The following is a 19,386-nucleotide window of genomic DNA, read 5'->3' on the forward strand; positions in this document are numbered from 1 at the left end:
ATTTTACCGCCCCGGCGGCTGCGCTGTTTTGGGGCGTGATGCACGCTAACGGGGCAGCGTAGCTGCGGATTCAGCCGGCAAAAATTATCCAATTTCAAAGCAGCGCCACAAGCAACCGATTGCTAACGGCAGGCAAACGGTTGCGGAGCAACGCTGCCTGCAGAAAGTTGCGCAACAGCCGGAATTTAATTTAATTAGCTGATAATTATAGAAAAATAGTCATTACCGATCTGGCACGGCAGTTGCAACGTGGCATTAAGGCAATCATCTGCATAATTAAAAGAAGGCCGCAGTGCTTTCAGAAAGGAAAAGCAATGTCATCAGCGACAGATACGGCGATACGCGCCAGTTTTTTTGACTTCAAATCGGTGGCAGACCAGCCCGACGCGCTGCTCTCTGCGGCGCGCTATCTGGAAGATGGGGTGCTACGGCTTCGCGACGGACGGGTGATCGGCTTAGCGCCGTGGGAGGAGTGCAGCGCCGAACTGGCTGGTCAGCCGGTGGTTGATCTGCGCGGAAAACTGATCGTACCGGGCTTCATCGATACCCACATTCACTATCCACAGACCGAAATGATCGGCGCGTTCGGCGAGCAACTGCTGGAATGGCTGAATCACTATACCTTCCCGGTCGAGGCGCAATATCACTGCCCGGACCACGCTGCGCGTATGTCAGCTTTCTTCCTGCATCAGCTGCTGTCGAACGGCACCACCAGCGCGCTGGTGTTTGGCACCGTGCATCCGCAGTCGGTCGAGGCGCTATTCAGCGCGGCGGAAGCGCTGAATATGCGACTGATTGCCGGCAAAGTGATGATGGATCGTAATGCGCCAGACAACCTGATCGAAACGCCGGAACAGAGTTACCAGCAGACCCGCGCACTGATTGAACGCTGGCACCAGCGCGGACGGCTGAGCTACGCGCTGACGCCGCGTTTCGCGCCAACCTCGTCACCGCAGCTGCTGGCAAAGGTGCAGCAGCTGCGTCAGGAGTTTCCCGATACCTGGCTGCATACTCACCTGAGCGAAAATCCGCAGGAGGTCGCCTGGGTGAAACAGCTGTTTCCTGAGCGCGCCGGCTATCTTGACGTTTACCACCACTATCAGCTGACCGGGCGTCGCAGCGTGTTTGCGCACTGCGTGCATCTCGACGACAGCGAATGGCAATGCCTGCACGACACCGATTCGACTATCGCCTTCTGTCCGACCTCAAACCTGTTTCTCGGCAGCGGACTGTTTAACCTGAAACGCAGCTGGCAGCAGGGCGTCAAAGTCGGCATTGGCACCGATGTCGGGGCCGGTACCACCTTCAGCATGCTGCAAACGCTGGGCGAAGCCTACAAAGTGGGTCAGCTGCAGCAGTATAAGCTGAGCGCCGCCGAAGCCTTTTACCACGCCACGCTGGGCGGCGCGCGGGCGCTGGATCTCGATCACGCCATCGGCAATTTTAATCCGGGCAAAGAGGCGGATTTTGTGGTGCTCGATCCGGCCGTCTCGGCCTTACAGACCTTACGCATCGGCAACAGCAAAGATATCTGGGAAAAATTGTTTGTCTTAATGACGCTGGGCGATGACCGCAATATTGCCCAGACCTGGGTAAACGGCCGTCCGGTATGGCAGCGCGACGCGGGAGAGCAAGCCGCATGATCCAGTTCCTGTTAAATAACCAACTGATTACCGAAGAGGCGTTAGATCCTAATCTGACGGTGCTCAACTATCTGCGTGGCCATCAGCACCGCACCGGCACCAAAGAGGGCTGCGCCTCGGGAGACTGCGGCGCCTGTAGCGTCACGCTGGGTAAAGCGGTCGATGGGGAAATGCAGTATGAAACGGTCAACAGCTGTCTGACGCTGGTATCGACGCTGCAGGGTAAGCAGCTGATTACCGTTGAGGATCTGCGTCACGGCCGTGCTCTGCATCCGGCGCAGCAGGCGATGGTTGACTGCCACGGTTCACAATGTGGTTTTTGTACGCCGGGCTTTGTGATGTCGCTGTTCAGCCTGCAAAAATCGGCCAGCGGCTGGGATCGCCATCAGGCGGAGAGTGCGCTGGCGGGCAATCTGTGTCGCTGCACCGGCTACCGGCCGATCATGGCGGCCGCGCAGCAGCTCTGTTCACAGCCGGTCAGCGACCAGTTCGATCACCATGCTGCCAGCGTGGTGCAGCGGCTGGAAGCGCTGGCGAATAATCAGATGCAGCAGCTGAGCGGAGATGGGCGGCGCTGTTATCTGCCCAAAACTCCGGCCCAGCTGGCGCAAATCTATCTGGCCCATCCAGAGGCCACGCTGATTGCCGGTGGCACCGATCTGAGCCTGACGATCACCCAGCAGCATAAGCGAATACCGCTGCTGATCGCGCTGGAGCAGGTTACTGCGCTCAGGGTATGCAGTGAATTTGACGATCACTATCTGCTGGGTGCCGCCGCCTCGCTGCAGCAGATTACCGATTTCCTCGCCGACCGTATTCCGGGCGTCAGTGAGATGCTGCACCGTTTTGCCTCGCTTCAAATCCGCCTGCAGGGCACGCTGGGCGGCAATATCGCCAATGCCTCGCCGATTGGTGATGCGTCACCGATGCTGCTGGCGCTGAATGCCAGCCTGCTGTTGCAGCACGGCGAGCAGCAGCACAGCCTGCCGCTCGATCGGTTTTTCACCGGCTATCGACAGACCTGTTTACAGCCGGGCGAGTTTATCCGCGCTATCCGCATCGATAAAGTGACGGTGTCACCAGATTTTGTCGCGTGGAAAGTCTCTAAGCGGCTTGATGATGACATTTCTGCGGTATTCGCCGCCTTTAATCTTGAGATTGAGCAGGGCCATGTCCGCGCAGTACGCATCGCGTTTGGCGGGATGGCCGCAACGCCGAAAAGGGCCACACACTGCGAACAGGCCCTGCTGGATCAACCGTTTAACGCCGTGACGGTGTCACGTGCTGCAGCGGCGCTGGCGGAAGATTTCCAGCCGCTGTCCGACTTCCGCGCCAGCGCCAGCTACCGTTTGCAGGTCGCGCGTAACCTGCTGCGGCGTTATTACCATCGCTACAACGGCGAATTACCCTGTGTTGAGGTGGCCCGCTATGTCTCATAACCGTCCTGAATTAAATGAACAGGTAATCAAGGCGCAGCATGCTGCCGCGATACAGAGCGGCGTTGGCCGCAGCAACAAACACGAAAGCGCGGAAAAGCACGTTTCCGGTGAGGCGCGCTTTATCGACGATAAGCCTGAACTGCCCGGTTTACTGCACCTCTGCCCGCGGCTGAGTGAGCACGCCCATGCACGCATCACCCGGATTGATGTCGGGCCGTGTTACGCCATTCCCGGCGTGGTCAGCGTGCTGACCTGGCAGGATGTGCCCGGTATCAATGATGTCGGTCCGCTGGAGCCAGGCGATCCGCTGCTGGCGCACGACAAGGTGGAGTATCTCGGTCAGATTGTGATTGTGGTGGCGGCCGGGTCACCGGATGCTGCGCGAGCCGGCGCTGCTGCTGCCGTAATTGAATATGAGGTGCTGGGGCCGTTACTCGACGTCGAACAGGCACTGGCGCAGAACAGTTTTGTTCAGGAGCCGCATGTTCATCAGCGCGGCGACGTCGAGGCTGCGCTGGCACGGGCACCACACCGCATCACCGGTTCCTTTCACATTGGCGGACAGGAGCACTTTTATCTGGAAACCCAGACCGCGCTGGTGATCCCCGGCGAAGATCAGCAGCTACAGGTCTTTTCCTCGACCCAGAATCCCACCGAAGTACAGAAACTGGTGGCCGAGGTGATGGGTATCAGCATGAATCAGGTCACCATTGATATGCGGCGTATGGGCGGCGGATTTGGCGGCAAAGAGACCCAGGCTGCGGGCGTCGCCTGCCTGTGCGCCATCGTCGCCCGCCAGACCGGCCGGGCAGCGAAGATGCGGCTTTCACGCCGTGACGACATGCGCATTACCGGCAAACGGCATCCGTTCTTTGTCCGCTACGAGGTTGGCGTTGAGGATGATGGGCTGCTGTGCGGGGTAAAGATCGATCTGGCAGGCAACTGCGGTTATTCACTGGATCTCAGCGGGTCTATCGTCGATCGGGCGATGTTCCATGCGGATAACGCCTATTACCTTGGCGATGCGCGCATTACCGGTTACCGCTGTCGCACCAATACGGCCTCAAATACCGCTTATCGCGGCTTTGGCGGCCCGCAGGGCATGGTGGCAATTGAGCAGATCATGGACCACATCGCGCGTGAACGCGGCCTTGATCCGCTGGCGCTGCGTAAACGCAACTATTACGGCAAGCAGGATCGCAACATTACCCATTATCATCAGCAGGTTGAAGACAATCTGCTGGACGAGATCACCGAACAGCTGGAGCAGAGCAGCGATTATCAGGCCCGCCGGGCGGAGATCCGCGCGTTTAATGCCCGCAGCCCGCTGCTGAAGCGCGGTCTGGCGCTGACGCCGGTTAAATTCGGCATCTCGTTTACCTCCAGCTTTCTCAACCAGGCGGGCGCACTGATTCTGATTTACACCGACGGCACGGTGCAACTCAACCACGGCGGCACCGAGATGGGCCAGGGACTCAATACCAAAATCATCCAGATCGTTGCCGAAGTGCTGCAGATTGAAGTTGATAAGATTCAGATCACCGCCACTGATACCGGCAAAGTGCCGAACACCTCGCCGACGGCGGCTTCCAGCGGGGCCGATCTGAACGGCAAGGCGGCGCAGAACGCAGCGGAGATCCTGCGCGATCGTATGACGCAGATGCTGTGTCAGCTCCATCAGTGCGATGCCTCCGAGGTCAGTTTTCGCAACGGCATCGTGCGCGCCGGTGAAAAACATTACACCTTCGCGGACGTGGCCCAGCTGGCGTGGCTTAACCAGGTGCCGCTGTCTGCCAACGGTTACTACCGCGTGCCGGGCATTCATTACGACCGGCTGGCGGGGCGCGGCCAGCCTTTTTACTACTTCGCCTACGGCGCGGCCTGCTGTGAAGTGGTGATCGATACCTTAACCGGTGAGTATCGCCTGCTGCGCGCAGACATTCTGCACGACGTGGGTGCCTCGCTGAATCCGGCAATCGACATCGGCCAGGTTGAGGGCGGATTTGTCCAGGGCGTTGGCTGGCTGACCTGTGAAGAACTGGTGTGGAGCGAAAAAGGGCAATTTCTGACCGACGGCCCGGCCAGCTACAAAATCCCGGCCATCAGTGACGTTCCAGCCGATCTGCGGGTGACGCTGGTGGAGAACCGTAAAAATCCGCAGGATACGGTCTTTCACTCGAAAGCCGTCGGGGAGCCGCCGTTTATGCTGGGCATCGCCGCCTGGTGCGCGCTGCAGGATGCGGTGGCCAGCGTTGGCGGTTATGCCCGGCATCCGCAGCTGGATGCGCCCGCCACGCCAGAGCGGGTATTGAATGGTGTGCTGCAACTGGCAGGAGCCTGTGATGATCTACCATGACTGGATAACCGTGCTGCACCAGCTGCGTGAAAAGCGCCAGAGCTGCGTATTAATTACCGTGCTCAGTGAACACGGTTCGGTGCCACGCGACAGCGGCAGTAAAATGGTGGTAACACCGCAGCAGAGCTATCTGACCATCGGCGGTGGCCAGCTGGAATTTCAGTGCATTGCTCAGGCACGCGCCATGTTGCAGAGCGGGGCCAGCGCGCCGCACACCGAGGATTACAGTCTCGGCGCGCGGCTGGGACAGTGCTGCGGCGGTAAAACCACGCTGCTGTTTGAGCCGCTGTTGCAGAACCAGCCGGAAATTCTGCTATTCGGTGCCGGTCACGTTGGCCAGGCGCTGGTTAACCTGCTGTCAACGTTACCCTGTCACATTCGCTGGATCGACAGTCGCCCGGATCAGTTTACGCAGGTCCCGCCCGGCGTGGTCACTCTGCAACCGGAGGACCCGCTGGACTGTGTGGCGCAGGCTGCACCGGACAGCTATTTCATCATAATGACCCATCATCATCCGCTCGATTTCGACCTGTGCGAGGCGGTGCTGAAGCGCGGAGATTTTCGCTATGCAGGCGTGATTGGCTCGCAGACCAAAAGCCAGCGTTTCCGCTACCGGCTGGCGGGCAAGGGGGCGCAGGCCGATCGGCTGGCGCGGCTGCGTTGTCCGATCGGCCTGCCGGATGTAAAAGGCAAGCTGCCGGCAGAGATTGCGGTGGCGATTGCCGGTGAAATAATCAGCGTTTATCAGCAGCATCTGACCTGAGTTGTTCAACCGCCGGCAACCTGCCAGGATAAGACTTTGCGATGCCCATCAGGAGCGAATCATGAACGCCCGTCAGAATCCTTTCTTTAGCGTCAGCACCTTGCCTTATCAGGCACCGCCGTTCGATCAGATCGAGGAGCAGGATTTCCTGCCCGCGTTACAGGCGGGCATTGAAGAGAAACGCCGCGAAGTCGAGGCGATTGCCACCAGCAGCGATGCGCCAACCTTTCTGAATACCTATGAGGCGCTGGAGAAGAGTGGGCAGTTGCTGAACCGGGTGAATCTGGTGTTCAGCGCTATGACGTCGGCGCACACCAGCCCGTATCTGCAGCAGGTCGATGAAGAGATCGCCCCGCAGCTTACCGCACTCAACGACGATATTATGCTCAACCGGCCGCTGTTCTCGCGGCTGGATGCGGTGTATCTGCAGCGCGCCCAGCTCGACGCTGAATCAAAACGGCTGGTCGAGGTGATCTGGCAGCGCTTTCAGCTGGCGGGTGCCAATCTGCCGGAAACGCAGAAACACCAGCTCAAAGCTCTGAATCAGGAGGCGGCGCGCCTCAGCACCCGCTTCACCAATAGGCTGCTGGCGGCCACCAAGGCGGGCGGTCTGGTGGTGGATGAGGCTCAGAAACTGGCGGGCCTCGCGGCGGCCGATTTAGCGGTCGCTCAGGCAGAAGCCCGCGCGCGCGGACTGGAAAATGCCTGGCTGCTGGTGCTGCAAAACACCACTCAGCAACCGGCGCTGCAGAGTCTGAGCGATCGCCAGACCCGCGAAGCGCTGTTCGATGCTGGCATGACCCGCACCGAAAAAGGCGATGAGAATGACACCCGCGAGCTGGTGCTGCGTCTGGCGCAGGTGCGGGCGGAGCAGGCCCGGCTGCTGGGCTTTACGAGTTATGCCGACTGGAAGCTGCAGGATCAGATGGCAAAAACCCCGGATGCTGCTTTTGCTTTTATGCGCAATATCGTGCCTGCTGCACGGGCGCGGGCTGAACGGGAAGCGGCGGCCATCCAGCAGACCATCGATCGCCAGCAGGGCAATTTCACCCTGCGCGCCTGGGACTGGAACTTCTATGCCGAACAGGTGCGCCATGCGCAGTACGATCTGGATGAGAGTCAGATCAAACCTTACTTTGAACTGAACAGCGTGCTGCAGAATGGGGTGTTCTGGGCGGCGACTCAGCTCTACGGCATTCAATTTACGCCACGCCAGGATCTACCGGTTTACCATCCCGACGTGCAGGTATATGAGATTTTTGATGCCGACCAGACGCCGCTGGCGCTGTTCTACACCGACTTCTTTAAGCGCGACAGCAAAGGCGGTGGGGCGTGGATGAGCAACTTCGTCAACCAGTCGACGCTGCTTGAGAGTAAGCCGGTGATCTATAACGTCTGCAACTTCACCAAACCGCCGGCCGGTGAGCCTGCCTTGCTGAGCTGGGATGAGGTCATCACCGTGTTTCACGAGTTTGGTCACGCACTGCACGGCCTGTTTGCCAGCCAGCGCTATCCGAGCCTGTCAGGCACCGAAACTCCGCGTGATTTTGTGGAGTTTCCGTCGCAGATCAACGAGCACTGGGCCAGTGAGCCGCAGGTGTTCCGCCAGTTCGCCCGCCATTATCAGAGCGGAGAGCCGATGCCCGCCGCGCTGCATGAAAAGATTGTCCGCGCCGGTAAATTCAACAAAGGCTATGAGATGAGTGAGCTGCTGGCTGCGGCGTTACTGGATCTGCACTGGCACAGCCTGACCGGCGATCAGGCTCCGCAAAGCGTCGACGGCTTTGAACAGCAGGCCCTGCAGAGCGACAACCTGGCGTTAGCGGCGGTGCCGCCGCGCTATCGCTCCAGCTATTTCCAGCACATCTGGGGCGGAGGCTATGCCGCCGGTTACTACGCCTATATCTGGACCCAGATGCTGGCCGATGATGGCTACCAGTGGTTTGTCGAACAGGGCGGCCTGACGCGGGAGAATGGCGATATTTTCCGTCAGAAAATTCTGTCGCGCGGTAACAGCAGCGATCTGAAAACCCTGTATGAAAGCTGGCGCGGCGGTCCGCCGCAGCTGGAGCCGATGCTGAAGAATCGCGGGCTGGCGGAGTAATGCACTCAGCGGGCGGCCATGTCGCCCGCTGGATGCAGAGGGGGCGGCCGGACTAACCCAGCGGGCCGCCTTCAATGGTTTCACACATTCCGGCCAGCACCCGCTCGCCGGTTTCACTTTTCAGCGAACGATACCATTCCTCGGTCACCGCCGGATCTTTGGCGTGGGTGACATCACAACGCTTACGCGCTTTCAGCACCAGATCCCTGACCCGCTCAACCCGGCGCGCCTGATAGCGCAGCAGGGCATCCTCAATACCCAGCGAATGCGATGCCAGCGTCGAAGCCAGCACAATAGCGTCTTCCATTGCCGCGCAGCCGCCCTGGCCGATATCCGGTGTGGTGCTGTGGGCCGCATCACCGAGCAACGCAACGCGCCCTTTAACAAAGCGGCTGAAGGGTTCAATATCGTGTATCTCAACCCGATTGGTGGTCTCGGGATTGATCGCCGCAATCAGCTGCTGCACCGGTGCGGCCCAGCCAGCAAAATAGCCGCTCAGATCGGCTTTGACCGTGGTGCGATCCTGCGGCAATCCTTTCGGCAGCGGCACGTCGAAGAAGAAGTAGAAGCGGTTGTCGCTTACCGGCATCAGCGATACGCGCTTGCCGTCACCAACGAACGTGGTCCACTGATCGGCGGGCGCGATGCTCTCATCAATCTCCACCAGACCGTTCCAGTTGACGTAACCGGCATAACGCCGCTCCAGCGCCTGTTCCAGCACATATTCACGGATAACCGAATGGGTGCCGTCAGCCGCAATCAGAAAGTCACCGCTCGCCTGGCTGTTATCGGCAAAGGTGGCAATCACGCCGTTATCACTCTGTTCAACCTGAATGACCCGCTTACCGAAATTGACCCGCTGGCGGCCAAAAGTATCAATCAGCATCGCCTGCAGTTCGGCGCGCGCCACCGGATAGGGAAACTCACCGACCTGCTGCACCAGCGGCGCCATACTGAAACGGGTTAGCGCGGCACCGGTCACTGCATCGTGATAAGCCATATAGGCCATGTTGCCACCCAGTGCACGCAGCGCTGACTTCATGCCGAGGGCATTCAGGCATTTAACGCCGTTCGGCCAGATTGAAATCGCCGCTCCGACCGGCTTCATCTCCTTCACCGCTTCGAACACCTCAACCTCAATACCCGCTTTTTCCAGCGCAATGGCGCTGCTCATCCCGCCAATGCCGCCACCAATAACGATCGCTTTCATGTTTATCTCCTGTCTGTCTGATGCTGTTGTTGCAACTTTTGTACCAGTGCGCAGTTCAGCGGGTGATGCGTTGCTGTTTACAGTGGAATCAGTTAGTTATGAAGCTAACAGGCGCGGCGGGGCGAACGGGAGACGGCGTAGACGCACGGTTATGTTGCAGACTGGCGCGCTAAAACAGTGCATTACCGGCGCTAAAAATCCGCCGCTGTATCATTAGTTTCACCAGCAGGCCTGGCTGTTGAACGCCCGGATTAAGATTATCTACACGCTTCTCAGTACGTCAGCCTTCAGGTCAGTGTAATAAAACTGATTAGTTGAATTGTTATCAACTAATTGCTGACAGGCTGGCATGGTTTATTTTTAACAAATATTTAAACTTACACATAATTATTGGCGCGCCGGTTGTTGTCAGATCATTCTTCATGGGGAATCAGTGGGTTATCGCCGGAAGAAAAGACACGGATGTAAATAATCTGCATTAATTTTTTAGCTGGTCGGGCAAACCAGGAATAAACCGCCCTGGGCAATGATAAATATTTCTGCCAGTGGGCGGTGAAAACGGTTTTTAGGATATTACGCAGGCGCAGCTTGTCAGATCGCATGATATAGATTATCCGGGACTCAAGGACTCTGGAATACGATCATGAAAATCGGAATCACTAATAACCACTATCCGGAGCAGCGCAATATTTTGGTTAATCCGGAAAACGAATATATTAATCTCAAAAAGTACAATCTGTTTTACTTTATTAACCCATTACGGACGCGCTTACTCAAAAAAAATAAAGCTTTTGTTTTTCTGCCCGTGCCATTTTCACCCGCATCGCGGCCCGACATCCTGCATCTGTTTAATGAAGTCGCCATAACCCGTCAGAAATGGGTTGCCTCGTTTGAAACTGAATTACCCCGGGTGTTGCCGGTGCCGGGCGTGGCGAAGCAGGATAATCCCGAACTGCAGCGGCTGATCCCCCATCTGCTGAAAGATAACTGCCTGGGGCTGATTGCCATTTCAGACGCGACGCTGAATATTCAGATGAAACTGTTCCCGTCCGGGGGCGGCGTTGCGCAGCAAATCAGACGTAAAACGGTGGTATTGCATCCGCCACAGACCCTGTTCACAGCGCATAAAGCGCCACGTCAGCCGGGCGTGTTCCGCCTGGTGTTCGCCGGCAATGAGTTCTACCGTAAAGGCGGCGCCGAAGTGGTGCTGGCAGTGAGCGAGCTGATTGAAGAACGAAAGCTGGATGAGTCGCAGCTGGAGGTGCAGTTAATTGGCGATCTCACCAAACGTCACAACGTGGCACACCGGCAACATCAGGATGACGAGGCGTTCTATCGGTCAATTGAGAGCCGCATTGGCCGCTATCGCTGCTTCACGCATTTGGCGCGGCTGGAAAACGCGGCGCTGCTGCAGCTGTTCCGCCGCAGCGATGTCGGCTTACTGCCGACCTGGCAGGAGACGTACGGCTTTTCAGTACTGGAAATGCAGGCCAGCGGCTGCCCGGTGATTACCAGCAACGTGCGCGCCTTACCGGAAATTAATCCGGCCAGCGCTGGCTGGGTGATTGGCGGTACGTTGAATGGCGATCGTGAATACAGCATCACTACGCCACAGCAGAAAGCGCAGCTGCGCCAGGCGCTGGTGGACGGGCTGAAGCAGACGCTGCTCGCCATCTTCGAACGGCCAGAAATGCTGCAGGAGAAAGGGGAGGCGGCGATCCTGCGCATTAAAGATCAGCACGATCCGCAGCGCTATATTGTCCGGCTGCATGATATTTATCGCCGCGGCGTGATCAACGTCACTCAACACCCACCTGTCCTGCCAATTTGATAAGATTTCTCAGACGACGCGTGCCAGAGTAGTCATACTTAGGGCAGCGTTCATCTGGAGATCAATCATGAAAATACTCATCAGCCTGCTGCTGTCCGGACTGTTGGGCAGCAGCGCCTTCGCTCAACCGGCACCCCAGTTTCCGGCGCGTGCGCCGCTGCCTCAGCTGACGCCTGCCGCCGCGCGATGCGACGTCTCCGCCTGTCAGACCAACTGTTATGTCGAACGATCCCATTGTAATACCCGTGATACCGGGGCGTGCAGCTCACAAGCGCAGATCTGTGTGCAAGCCTGCGCCGATCAGTGCAAATAAATCGATTCAGTGAAGAAACCGTTAATTGCCAATGAAAAAGTCTTTGTCTTACCTTGTTTTGTGGTCCCTTTCTGCCAGCTGTGTTGCCGCCGATCTTAGCTCACAGCAGGTCACTTCTCTGGTTAAAGCCGCTATCGAACCGCTGATGGAGCAGCAGGAAATTCCCGGTATGTCGGTGGCGATACTCTATAAAGGCCGGGCCCAGTTCATTAACGCCGGTGTGGCTGATCTGGCGTCCGGCCGCCGCGTCACCGAAAACACCCTGTTTGAACTCGGCTCGGTCAGTAAAACCTTCACCGGCGTGCTGGCCGGGGTGATGATCCGTAACGGTGACATCGCCCTCAACGATCCGGTGCAGAAGTACTGGCCGCAGCTGACCGGCACGCAGTGGCATCACATCCGGATGCTGCATCTGGCGACCTACACCGCAGGTGGCCTGCCGCTGCAGTTGCCGGATGAGGTGACCGATCAGGCTTCGCTGCTCAACTATTATCAGCAGTGGCAACCGCAGGCTGCGCCGGGCACGCTGCGTCAGTACTCCAATGCCAGTATCGGTCTGTTTGGCGCGCTGATGGTGAAGGGCGATTACCAGCAGGCGATGGAGAAAAACGTGTTTCAGCCGCTGCGTCTGACGCGCACTTACATCACCGTGCCGCCCTCAATGATGCTGGACTACGCCTGGGGTTATAAAAACGGGCAGCCGGTGCGGGTGTCGCCCGGCATGCTGGATGCGGAAGCGTATGGGGTGAAATCTACCGCCCGCGATATGCTGACCTTTATGCAGGCCAATGCCGATCCTAACCGCTTATCGTCAGGCAATACCGTGCTGCGCAATGCGATTCGTACCGCCCAGTCACGCTATTTCAAAGTGCGTGATTTCTATCAGGGGCTGGGCTGGGAGATTTACGACTGGCCGGCCAGTGCCGCCGCGATAATCGCTGACAGCGAAAGCAGCGTCGCGCTTAAACCTCAGCCGGCGACGCTACTGAATCCCGCCGTGCCATCGCAACGCGCCAGTTGGGTGCATAAAACCGGTGCCACCAACGGCTTTGGTGCCTACGTTGCGTTTATTCCCGAGCAGAACACCGGCATTGTGATGCTTGCGAACAAGAACTACCCCAATCCGCTACGGATAAAAATCGCCTGGAAAATCCTGGAAGCGTTGCAGTAATCCGGGACGCCACCGCCCGCTGGCCTTGCCATCTCAGGGTCAGCGGAAAGGGCGGATCACCTCGCAGCCGTTGAGCGGCGCAAAGTCGGGCTGTTGCTCTTTGATCGCCTCACCGGGCTGACGCCAGCGCGCAATCGCCAGGGGTAAAGCTGGCGCACCATGTTCATTTGCGCTAAAATAAAAATCAAATGAACAGAGGGCCGTGCTATGTCAATTGCCATTTATACGCCCGCCAGCAGTCGCCGCAACAGCTCGCTGTTGCATGCGCTGAACCTGCCGGAAACCCTGCCGGATGCGCATCAGCGGATTGCCGTCGGCTTCAGCAGCGGGGTGCTGAAACGCACCGCGTCGTTATCCGCCTTCGATGAAATCTGGCTCTGCCGCCTGGCAGGCATCGATCGCAGTACCTACAACCGCAAAGTCAAAGATCCTCAGCAGACCTTTTCGCCCGATCAGAGCGGACGGATTTACATGCTGATCCGCGTCCTGTCCGCTGCCAGCACGCTGCTGCGTGACGATCCGGCGCGACTGGTGCAGTGGCTGGAGACCCCAGCCAAGGCGCTGGGTGGCAGGAAACCGGCAGAGATGACCACCACCGTTGCCGGGGCGGAAGCGGTGCTCAACCTGATTGGTCAGCTTGAACATGGCGTGATCACCTGATGGCGGCGGTGCGCTTTTTCCGGCTGGTGAAAAGCGAATATGCGATGACCGCCTTTGACGGTTTTGGCGCCCGCACCTACGGCGGCCGCTGGAATTCAGTCGGTATCGGCTGTGTCTATCTCGGATCAAGCCGGGCGCTGTGCGTGCTGGAGGCGCTGGTGCATCTCAGCATTCAGGATCTGGCGCACGACTATTCGATGCTGTCGATCAGCGTACCTGAAACGCTGATCACCGAGCTGTCGCTGGCGGCGCTCCCCGCCGACTGGCAGACCGATCCCGCACCGCCATCGACCCGGGAGATTGGGGATGGCTGGCTCGCCAGCGCCGATCACGGCCTGATCCTCAAGGTTCCGAGTACCCTGACCGGAGAGTGGAACGCGCTATTTAATCCCGCGCATCCGGCCGCCGCTGCGATTATCAGCAACGTGGTGGTCGAGCCTTTTTTCTTTGATCCACGCTTCAGGCTGCAATAGCTGCTGGCCCGACAGCGGCCCAGGTCAGCCGGCAGCCTTCGATTCTGAAATAGCCTGTGCCGCACAAATCAGTGCCAGATGACTGAGGCCCTGCGGCATATTCCCGCGCCAGCTCTGACTGCGGACATCAAACATTTCGTTAAAAATATCCACGTTGCCGTGCTGATCGAGCGTCGCGAGGATCTGCTGCATCGTCTGTTCCGCCTGGTCGACGTCGCCCATTTCCGCCCAGGCTTCTGCCAGCCAGAACGCGCAGGCGAGGAAGGTACTCTCTTCAACCTCGACGCCACTGTAGCGATAGAGCATGGCGCTGCCGTTGCCCAGCGCCTGATGAATAGCGCGATAGGTTGACAGCATCCGCTGTGGATTGACCGCGTTGCCGTAGCTGTGGACCAGCGCCAGCGAGGCGTCGAGACGGTCCTCACTGCCGACATAAAACAGATAAGCCTGTTTCTGTTCGGACCAGCAGTGCGTCTCAATCCAGTCACGAATGCGGTCACGTTCCCGTTGCCAGCGGCCGAGCCAGGTAGGTTCGATGTGCTGGTTTTCGGCCAGCGCGACCGCCCGGTCCAGCGCCACCCAGCAGGCCATTTTAGAATGGGTATAGTGCTGCAGGTCCGGCAACTCCCAGATACCGCAATCCTTTTGCCGCCAGTGATCGGCACAGCAGTTAGCCAGCTCACCCAGCATGCGCGAGGTGGTGATATCCAGCACGTGGCCGGCCTCGATAAACAGCTGCGCGGTGGCCAGCATATCGCCATACATGCTGAGCTGTATCTGATCACGGGCATTATTGCCGACCCGCACCGGCTGGGAATCCTGATAGCCGCTTAACGGCGGAAAACGTTCTTCCGGCACTTCATCGCCATTCAGCGCATAGCAGGCGCGCAGCCTGACGCCGTGCCGCAGGATGGTCTGCGACAACCACGAAAAGGCCGCTTTACAATCTTCCAGTGCCCCGAGATAGACGAAGGCTTTAATGATCAGGCAGGCGTCCCGCACCCAGGCGTAGCGATAATCATAATTCTTCTCGCCGCCGATCCCTTCCGGCAGCGAGGTGGTGGCTGCGGCCGCCAGCGCACCGGTCGGTGAGTACCAGAGAAACTTCAGTGACAGGGCAGAGCGCTTTACCAGCGCCGGATAGCTGCCGTCATAGCTCAGGCTCTCCACCCAGCTGGTCCAGCCGGTGTGGCTGGTTTCGATTCGCTGATCGATGGCGGACAGCTCAGGGACAGCCAGCGGCTCGTTCTCGGTGATCAGCAGTGCGCAGAGTGAGCGCGAACCGGCCGAAGTCCGCAGCGTGGCGCAGACCTGCTCATCATCCAGCAGCGTGATGTGGATATCGTCGCTGGTACGGAACATCGCCATCACGTCGGCGATGTGGAACACCTTGCCTTTTTCGGTGTCGGCAATCCACGGCGAACGGGTTTCAGCGGCGGTGCCGAATCGCAGGATAATCTGCAACTCCACTTCGCCGCTGACTCCTTCAATCCGGCGCGCCAGTTCGCCCCACGGCAATCTTCCCGCCAGCGTACTGTTGATCGATTCGGTCAGCAGCACGCTGCCGCTGTCGGTGTCAAAACGGGTTTCCAGCACGTTGCTGTTATCGCGATAGCGCCGCGTCACCCGATAGGGATCGCGCGGCACGATTTGAAAGAAGCCGCCGATACCGGCATCCAGCAGGCGGTCAAACAGCGGTTTAGCATCCAGGTTCGGGGCGCACCACCAGTCGATCGCGCCATCCGGCGCAATCAGCGCCACTGAACGCCCCTCGCCAATGGCGGCATAATCACCCAGACCCGCAAAGCCATTGTCTCGGGCAGGCTGATGGAAGATCTGGTTTTCCATGGTTTTCTTCCTTGTTTCACTGTGACGACTGACAAATCGGGCGCAGGCAGGACAAAAAAGTGGCCGCATTATGCGGCCACCGGGGAAGGTGATTACAGGGTGCCGGTGCCGCCATCGGAGCACCAGACCTGACCGGAGGAGTAACTGCTCTCCGTCGAGGCCAGCGTGACGTAGAGCGGAGCGATTTCGACCGGCTGGCCAGGGCGGCCCATCGGTGAATCGGCACCAAACTGCTTCACTTTTTCCTGTGGCTGGCCGCCGCTGGATTGCAGCACGGTCCAGTATGGGCCAGGCGCGACCGCGTTAACCCGGATGCCTTCGCCGCCCAGCTGTTTCGCCAGTGACTTGGTAAAGGCAACAATCGCCGCTTTGGTCTGGGCATAATCCAGCAGAATATCGCTGGGTTTAAAGGCCTGCACCGACGAGGTATTAATAATCGACGCGCCGCGTGGCAGATATTCCAGCGCCGCTTTGGTGATCCAGAACATGGCATAAACGTTGGTTTTAAACGTCGCGTCAAAATCTTCGGTACTCAGGGTACGGATGGACTCATTAAACTGCTGGCGTCCGGCGTTATTAACCAGAATATCCAGGCCGCCTAATTTATCCACCGCCTGTTTCACCAGCTGCTGACAAAATTCTTCAGAACGAATATCACCCGGAATAGCGAAGACTTTACGGCCTTCCGCTTCGATTAATTTAATCACTTCATCGGCGTCGGGCTGTTCTTCTGGCAGATAGTTGATCACTACATCCGCACCTTCGCGGGCATAAGCGATGGCCACCGCACGGCCAATACCGGAATCGCCGCCGGTAATCAGCGCTTTACGTCCGGTCAGCCGGCCGGTACCGCGGTAGCTGGTTTCACCGTGATCGGGAACCGGGATCATTTTGCTGGCTAAGCCAGGTGCCTGTTGCGGTTGTTCCTCAAAAGGAGGCTTAGGAAATTGATCGAGATCGAGCGTCTTGTTCGTTGGTGTCGTCATTGTAAGCTCCTTGAACGTCATTATCTGAGTGATTAAGCCTGGCACAAATGTGATATTTGTCACATCTGACTGCTTATTCATTGAGCAGTGAAGCGCCGGGCAAATTAATAATGCTGATCAAGGATAGACAGAAAATCGGGATGCTGCGCCGCCGCAGGGTGATAATTTGCGGCAATCAGTCGGCTTATTTAAAGCGAAGCGTAAAGCAGGGAAAGGTCTATTTTAGTGGCACAAACGCAGCGGCGATAAAATTAAATCGGGCGGTTTACCCGCCGCGTACTGAACCCCGCCAGACCACATCAGCCTGATATATCCGCCGATCGCTTTGCTGTTCGGCGGCGGGCTGTAATTCATCCTGCTGCGCCTCGGTTTCGGTCAGCCAGCGTATCGCGTCACGGGCAAACTGTTCCACCGGCTGGGCAAAAGTGGTGAGGTTGTAGGAGGACCAGCCCGATTGCGGAATATTGTCGTGGCCGACGATGCACAGATCCTCCGGAATGCGCAGCGCAAAGCGGTGGCGTGCCTCATCCATAAAGCCACACGCCAGTAAATCGGTGGCGCAGAACACCGCGTCAGGCCGGATTTTGCGGGTCAGCAGCCGCTGCGCCAGGATCTGACCGCTTTCATAGGAGGTCGAGCCAAAGTGCTCAACCTGAACGCTGACTCCGGCTCTCTCCGCCGCCGCCAGAAAATCCCGCTCGCGTTTCAGCAGGCTCGGGGTGCCGGCCAGTGAATTAACAAACGCGATGCGCTGACAGCCGGCACGGACAAAGGCATTGACCGCCATCTCGGCTGCCGGACGCGAGTCGAGATTAATGCTGAGGGAGCCGGGCAGGGACTCATCACGGTTAATCAGCACCAGATGCTGGCCGTGTTTGTAACAGAGCCGGGTTATCGCGCTGTCAGGCATACCGGAGAGGATGATTGACGCATCGGCGCGGAAGTTAATCGCCTGCTGTAAGGCGGCAGAGACCCGTTCATCTGAGCGGTCGGTATTAATCAGCATCGCTACTTTTCCCGCTTCCTGCAGATACTGTGTCATCCAGCGAACCAGGCTGGCGCGGTAAGGCGTATCCACTTCAGAGGCGATCAGGCAGACAATGCCGCTGCGGTTGCGTACCAGCCCGCGCGCCAGATGATTAACGTGATAGCCCAGCTCTTCGGCGGCTTTCATCACCCGCGCCCGCGTGGCATCCGACACGCTGGCACCCGGCGTAAAGGTGCGCGACACCGCAGAGCGGGAGACGCCCGCCCGGTCAGCGACATCCTGCGCACTGACGACTGCCTTAAGTTGATGCACGGTTTTCTCCGCTGCTGCCGTTATCCGCTTTGAGTCTGCCTGAAGTTGCAAGGCTGTGCAAAAGGTATTGGCGATAAAATGTACCAAATTTGTGACAGCACCTTACAATTGCTTAACATGCTGATTGACACGTCCTGAGGGTCGCCTTACTACTTTGCACAGCAGTGCAAAAAAGCGCGATCAGGCGCAATCCCCGCCTTCAAGGAGAACACCATGCGTTACTCATCTCTGCTCGCTGCGGTTATCGTCAGTTGTCCGGCCTTACCGTTTGCGGCGGCTGCGGCCGGTAATCTCAACATGATCTGCTCTGCGGATGTGGTGGTCTGTGAACAGATGACCCGCCAGTTCAGCACGTCTCATCCCGACATCAATCTCAGCATGGTGCGGCTGTCAGCCGGGGAGGCCTATGCACGTATCCGCAGCGAGGCGCGCAATCCGCGGACCGATATCTGGTGGGCCGGCACCGGTGATCCGCATATGCAGGCCGCCGAAGAGGGCTTAACTCAGGTATATAAATCGCCGCTGCTCGACCAGCAGCAGCCGTGGTCGCAAAAAGTGGCGGAGATCTCCGGTTACCGTACCGTGGGCGTTTATGCCGGTGCGCTGGGCTGGGGTTACAACACCCGACTGCTGGCGGAGAAAAAGCTGAAGGTACCGGCCTGCTGGGCCGATCTGCTCGATCCGGGCTTTAAAGGTGAAATCCAGATTGCCAATCCGAACTCCTCCGGCACCGCCTATAACACCCTGGCGACGCTGGTGCAGATCATGGGTGAAGACCAGGCTTTTGATTACCTGAAAAAACTCAACGCCAACGTTTCGCAATACACCAAGTCGGGTTCAGCGCCGGTGAAAGCCGCTGCCCGCGGCGAAACCACCCTCGGCATCGTCTTTATGCACGATGCGGTTGCGATGGAGGTCGATGGCTTCCCGATCAAACCGGTCGCCCCCTGTGAAGGCACCGGCTATGAGATTGGTTCCATGTCGATCATTAAAGGGGCGCGTAACCTGGCGAATGCCAAAAGCTGGTACGACTGGGCGCTGAGTGCCGACGCGCAGTCGCACATGAAAGAGGCGAAATCGTTCCAGCTGCCGTCGAACCGCAAGGCGGAGATCTCCGAATACGCGCCACGCTTTGAGAATATCAAGCTGATCGATTACGACTTCAAAACCTACGGTGACGCGGCGAAACGCAAAGCGCTGCTCGGACGCTGGGATAAAGAGATCGGCGCCAGCGCACAATAAAACTGATTTCCGTCCGGCGCAGTGATGCCGGGTCCATGCTGAAACGC

General features: G+C 58.2%; 16 protein-coding genes. 11 read left to right on the top strand and 5 right to left on the bottom strand.

All coding sequences use genetic code 11. From position 1 onward, the window contains the following. The first annotated feature begins 314 nt into the window (after positions 1-314). The 5 genes from guaD (at position 315) to dcp (ending at position 8,305) form a co-directional block, all read left to right on the top strand. Entirely contained in the window at positions 315-1,643 is a 1,329-nt protein-coding gene (gene guaD, locus ABIB18_RS04695; protein ID WP_031376727.1) for a guanine deaminase, read from the top strand. Further along, entirely contained in the window at positions 1,640-3,082 is a 1,443-nt protein-coding gene (gene xdhA, locus ABIB18_RS04700; protein ID WP_354473730.1) for a xanthine dehydrogenase small subunit, read from the top strand. The genes guaD and xdhA overlap by 4 nt, the downstream gene beginning before the upstream one ends. Beyond that, a complete protein-coding gene (gene xdhB / locus ABIB18_RS04705; protein WP_354473731.1) occupies positions 3,072-5,438 on the top strand; it encodes a xanthine dehydrogenase molybdopterin binding subunit in 2,367 nt (788 codons plus the stop codon). The genes xdhA and xdhB overlap by 11 nt, the downstream gene beginning before the upstream one ends. Further along, complete coding sequence (xdhC, locus tag ABIB18_RS04710; protein WP_069728330.1) at positions 5,425-6,201, top strand: xanthine dehydrogenase accessory protein XdhC; 777 nt, start codon at positions 5,425-5,427, stop codon at positions 6,199-6,201. The genes xdhB and xdhC overlap by 14 nt, the downstream gene beginning before the upstream one ends. A gap of 61 nt (positions 6,202-6,262) precedes the next feature. Further along, positions 6,263-8,305 (top strand): peptidyl-dipeptidase Dcp, encoded by a 2,043-nt coding sequence (gene dcp / locus ABIB18_RS04715; protein ID WP_354473732.1) that lies wholly within the window; start codon positions 6,263-6,265, stop codon positions 8,303-8,305. 52 nt (positions 8,306-8,357) lie between these two features. Here the strand turns inward: dcp and hpxO are convergent, their stop codons facing one another. Both hpxO and ABIB18_RS04725 read right to left on the bottom strand, forming a co-directional pair. Then, the gene (hpxO, locus tag ABIB18_RS04720; RefSeq protein ID WP_354473733.1) at positions 8,358-9,515 is read right to left on the bottom strand and encodes an FAD-dependent urate hydroxylase HpxO; all 1,158 of its coding nucleotides are present in this window, start codon (positions 9,513-9,515) and stop codon (positions 8,358-8,360) included. A 413-nt stretch (positions 9,516-9,928) separates the two neighbouring features. Next, entirely contained in the window at positions 9,929-10,117 is a 189-nt protein-coding gene (locus ABIB18_RS04725; protein ID WP_279809845.1) for a hypothetical protein, read from the bottom strand. A 41-nt stretch (positions 10,118-10,158) separates the two neighbouring features. On the opposite strand from ABIB18_RS04725, the gene ABIB18_RS04730 reads away from it, so the two are divergent. From ABIB18_RS04730 to ABIB18_RS04750, 5 genes are all read left to right on the top strand, one after another. Next, a complete protein-coding gene (locus ABIB18_RS04730; RefSeq protein ID WP_069728327.1) occupies positions 10,159-11,346 on the top strand; it encodes a glycosyltransferase family 4 protein in 1,188 nt (395 codons plus the stop codon). A 67-nt stretch (positions 11,347-11,413) separates the two neighbouring features. Then, positions 11,414-11,659, top strand: coding sequence for a hypothetical protein (locus ABIB18_RS04735; protein WP_031376720.1), 246 nt, complete (start codon positions 11,414-11,416; stop codon positions 11,657-11,659). A 31-nt stretch (positions 11,660-11,690) separates the two neighbouring features. Continuing rightward, the gene (gene ampC, locus ABIB18_RS04740; RefSeq protein WP_354473734.1) at positions 11,691-12,830 is read left to right on the top strand and encodes a class C beta-lactamase; all 1,140 of its coding nucleotides are present in this window, start codon (positions 11,691-11,693) and stop codon (positions 12,828-12,830) included. 207 nt (positions 12,831-13,037) lie between these two features. Beyond that, positions 13,038-13,490 (top strand): Xre family toxin-antitoxin system antitoxin, encoded by a 453-nt coding sequence (locus tag ABIB18_RS04745; protein WP_031376718.1) that lies wholly within the window; start codon positions 13,038-13,040, stop codon positions 13,488-13,490. Continuing rightward, positions 13,490-13,963 (top strand): RES family NAD+ phosphorylase, encoded by a 474-nt coding sequence (locus ABIB18_RS04750; RefSeq protein ID WP_031376717.1) that lies wholly within the window; start codon positions 13,490-13,492, stop codon positions 13,961-13,963. The genes ABIB18_RS04745 and ABIB18_RS04750 overlap by 1 nt, the downstream gene beginning before the upstream one ends. Positions 13,964-13,987: 24 nt before the next feature. On the opposite strand, the gene ABIB18_RS04755 is transcribed toward ABIB18_RS04750, so the two are convergent. The 3 genes from ABIB18_RS04755 to ABIB18_RS04765 all read right to left on the bottom strand — a co-directional run bounded on the left by ABIB18_RS04755 (position 13,988) and on the right by ABIB18_RS04765 (position 18,097). After that, complete coding sequence (locus ABIB18_RS04755) at positions 13,988-15,811, bottom strand: glycoside hydrolase family 15 protein (protein ID WP_069728325.1); 1,824 nt, start codon at positions 15,809-15,811, stop codon at positions 13,988-13,990. A 92-nt stretch (positions 15,812-15,903) separates the two neighbouring features. Continuing rightward, positions 15,904-16,797 carry an SDR family oxidoreductase gene (locus ABIB18_RS04760; protein ID WP_031376715.1) on the bottom strand — a complete coding sequence of 298 codons (894 nt, stop codon included), beginning with the start codon at positions 16,795-16,797 and terminating at the stop codon, positions 15,904-15,906. A gap of 265 nt (positions 16,798-17,062) precedes the next feature. Next, positions 17,063-18,097, bottom strand: coding sequence for a LacI family DNA-binding transcriptional regulator (locus ABIB18_RS04765; protein WP_046288311.1), 1,035 nt, complete (start codon positions 18,095-18,097; stop codon positions 17,063-17,065). Between the two features lie 213 nt (positions 18,098-18,310). Here ABIB18_RS04765 and ABIB18_RS04770 point away from each other — a divergent pair, with 213 nt between their 5' ends. Continuing rightward, positions 18,311-19,339: an ABC transporter substrate-binding protein gene (locus ABIB18_RS04770; protein WP_069728324.1), complete on the top strand. Its 1,029-nt coding sequence runs from the start codon at positions 18,311-18,313 to the stop codon at positions 19,337-19,339. Positions 19,340-19,386: the final 47 nt, after the last annotated feature.

This window comes from Pantoea sp. UYEF8 (genome assembly GCF_040546285.1).
GTDB lineage: Bacteria > Pseudomonadota > Gammaproteobacteria > Enterobacterales > Enterobacteriaceae > Pantoea > Pantoea brenneri.

What these genes read in the sequence shown, in the direction of transcription:
- guaD (WP_031376727.1), top strand. Translation starts at nt 315, where the DNA reads ATGTCATCAGCGACAGATACGGCGATACGCGCCAGTTTTTTTGACTTC.
- xdhA (WP_354473730.1), top strand. Translation starts at nt 1,640, where the DNA reads ATGATCCAGTTCCTGTTAAATAACCAACTGATTACCGAAGAGGCGTTA.
- xdhB (WP_354473731.1), top strand. Translation starts at nt 3,072, where the DNA reads ATGTCTCATAACCGTCCTGAATTAAATGAACAGGTAATCAAGGCGCAG.
- xdhC (WP_069728330.1), top strand. Translation starts at nt 5,425, where the DNA reads ATGATCTACCATGACTGGATAACCGTGCTGCACCAGCTGCGTGAAAAG.
- dcp (WP_354473732.1), top strand. Translation starts at nt 6,263, where the DNA reads ATGAACGCCCGTCAGAATCCTTTCTTTAGCGTCAGCACCTTGCCTTAT.
- hpxO (WP_354473733.1), bottom strand. Translation starts at nt 9,515, where the DNA reads ATGAAAGCGATCGTTATTGGTGGCGGCATTGGCGGGATGAGCAGCGCC.
- ABIB18_RS04725 (WP_279809845.1), bottom strand. Translation starts at nt 10,117, where the DNA reads ATGCGATCTGACAAGCTGCGCCTGCGTAATATCCTAAAAACCGTTTTC.
- ABIB18_RS04730 (WP_069728327.1), top strand. Translation starts at nt 10,159, where the DNA reads ATGAAAATCGGAATCACTAATAACCACTATCCGGAGCAGCGCAATATT.
- ABIB18_RS04735 (WP_031376720.1), top strand. Translation starts at nt 11,414, where the DNA reads ATGAAAATACTCATCAGCCTGCTGCTGTCCGGACTGTTGGGCAGCAGC.
- ampC (WP_354473734.1), top strand. Translation starts at nt 11,691, where the DNA reads ATGAAAAAGTCTTTGTCTTACCTTGTTTTGTGGTCCCTTTCTGCCAGC.
- ABIB18_RS04745 (WP_031376718.1), top strand. Translation starts at nt 13,038, where the DNA reads ATGTCAATTGCCATTTATACGCCCGCCAGCAGTCGCCGCAACAGCTCG.
- ABIB18_RS04750 (WP_031376717.1), top strand. Translation starts at nt 13,490, where the DNA reads ATGGCGGCGGTGCGCTTTTTCCGGCTGGTGAAAAGCGAATATGCGATG.
- ABIB18_RS04755 (WP_069728325.1), bottom strand. Translation starts at nt 15,811, where the DNA reads ATGGAAAACCAGATCTTCCATCAGCCTGCCCGAGACAATGGCTTTGCG.
- ABIB18_RS04760 (WP_031376715.1), bottom strand. Translation starts at nt 16,797, where the DNA reads ATGACGACACCAACGAACAAGACGCTCGATCTCGATCAATTTCCTAAG.
- ABIB18_RS04770 (WP_069728324.1), top strand. Translation starts at nt 18,311, where the DNA reads ATGCGTTACTCATCTCTGCTCGCTGCGGTTATCGTCAGTTGTCCGGCC.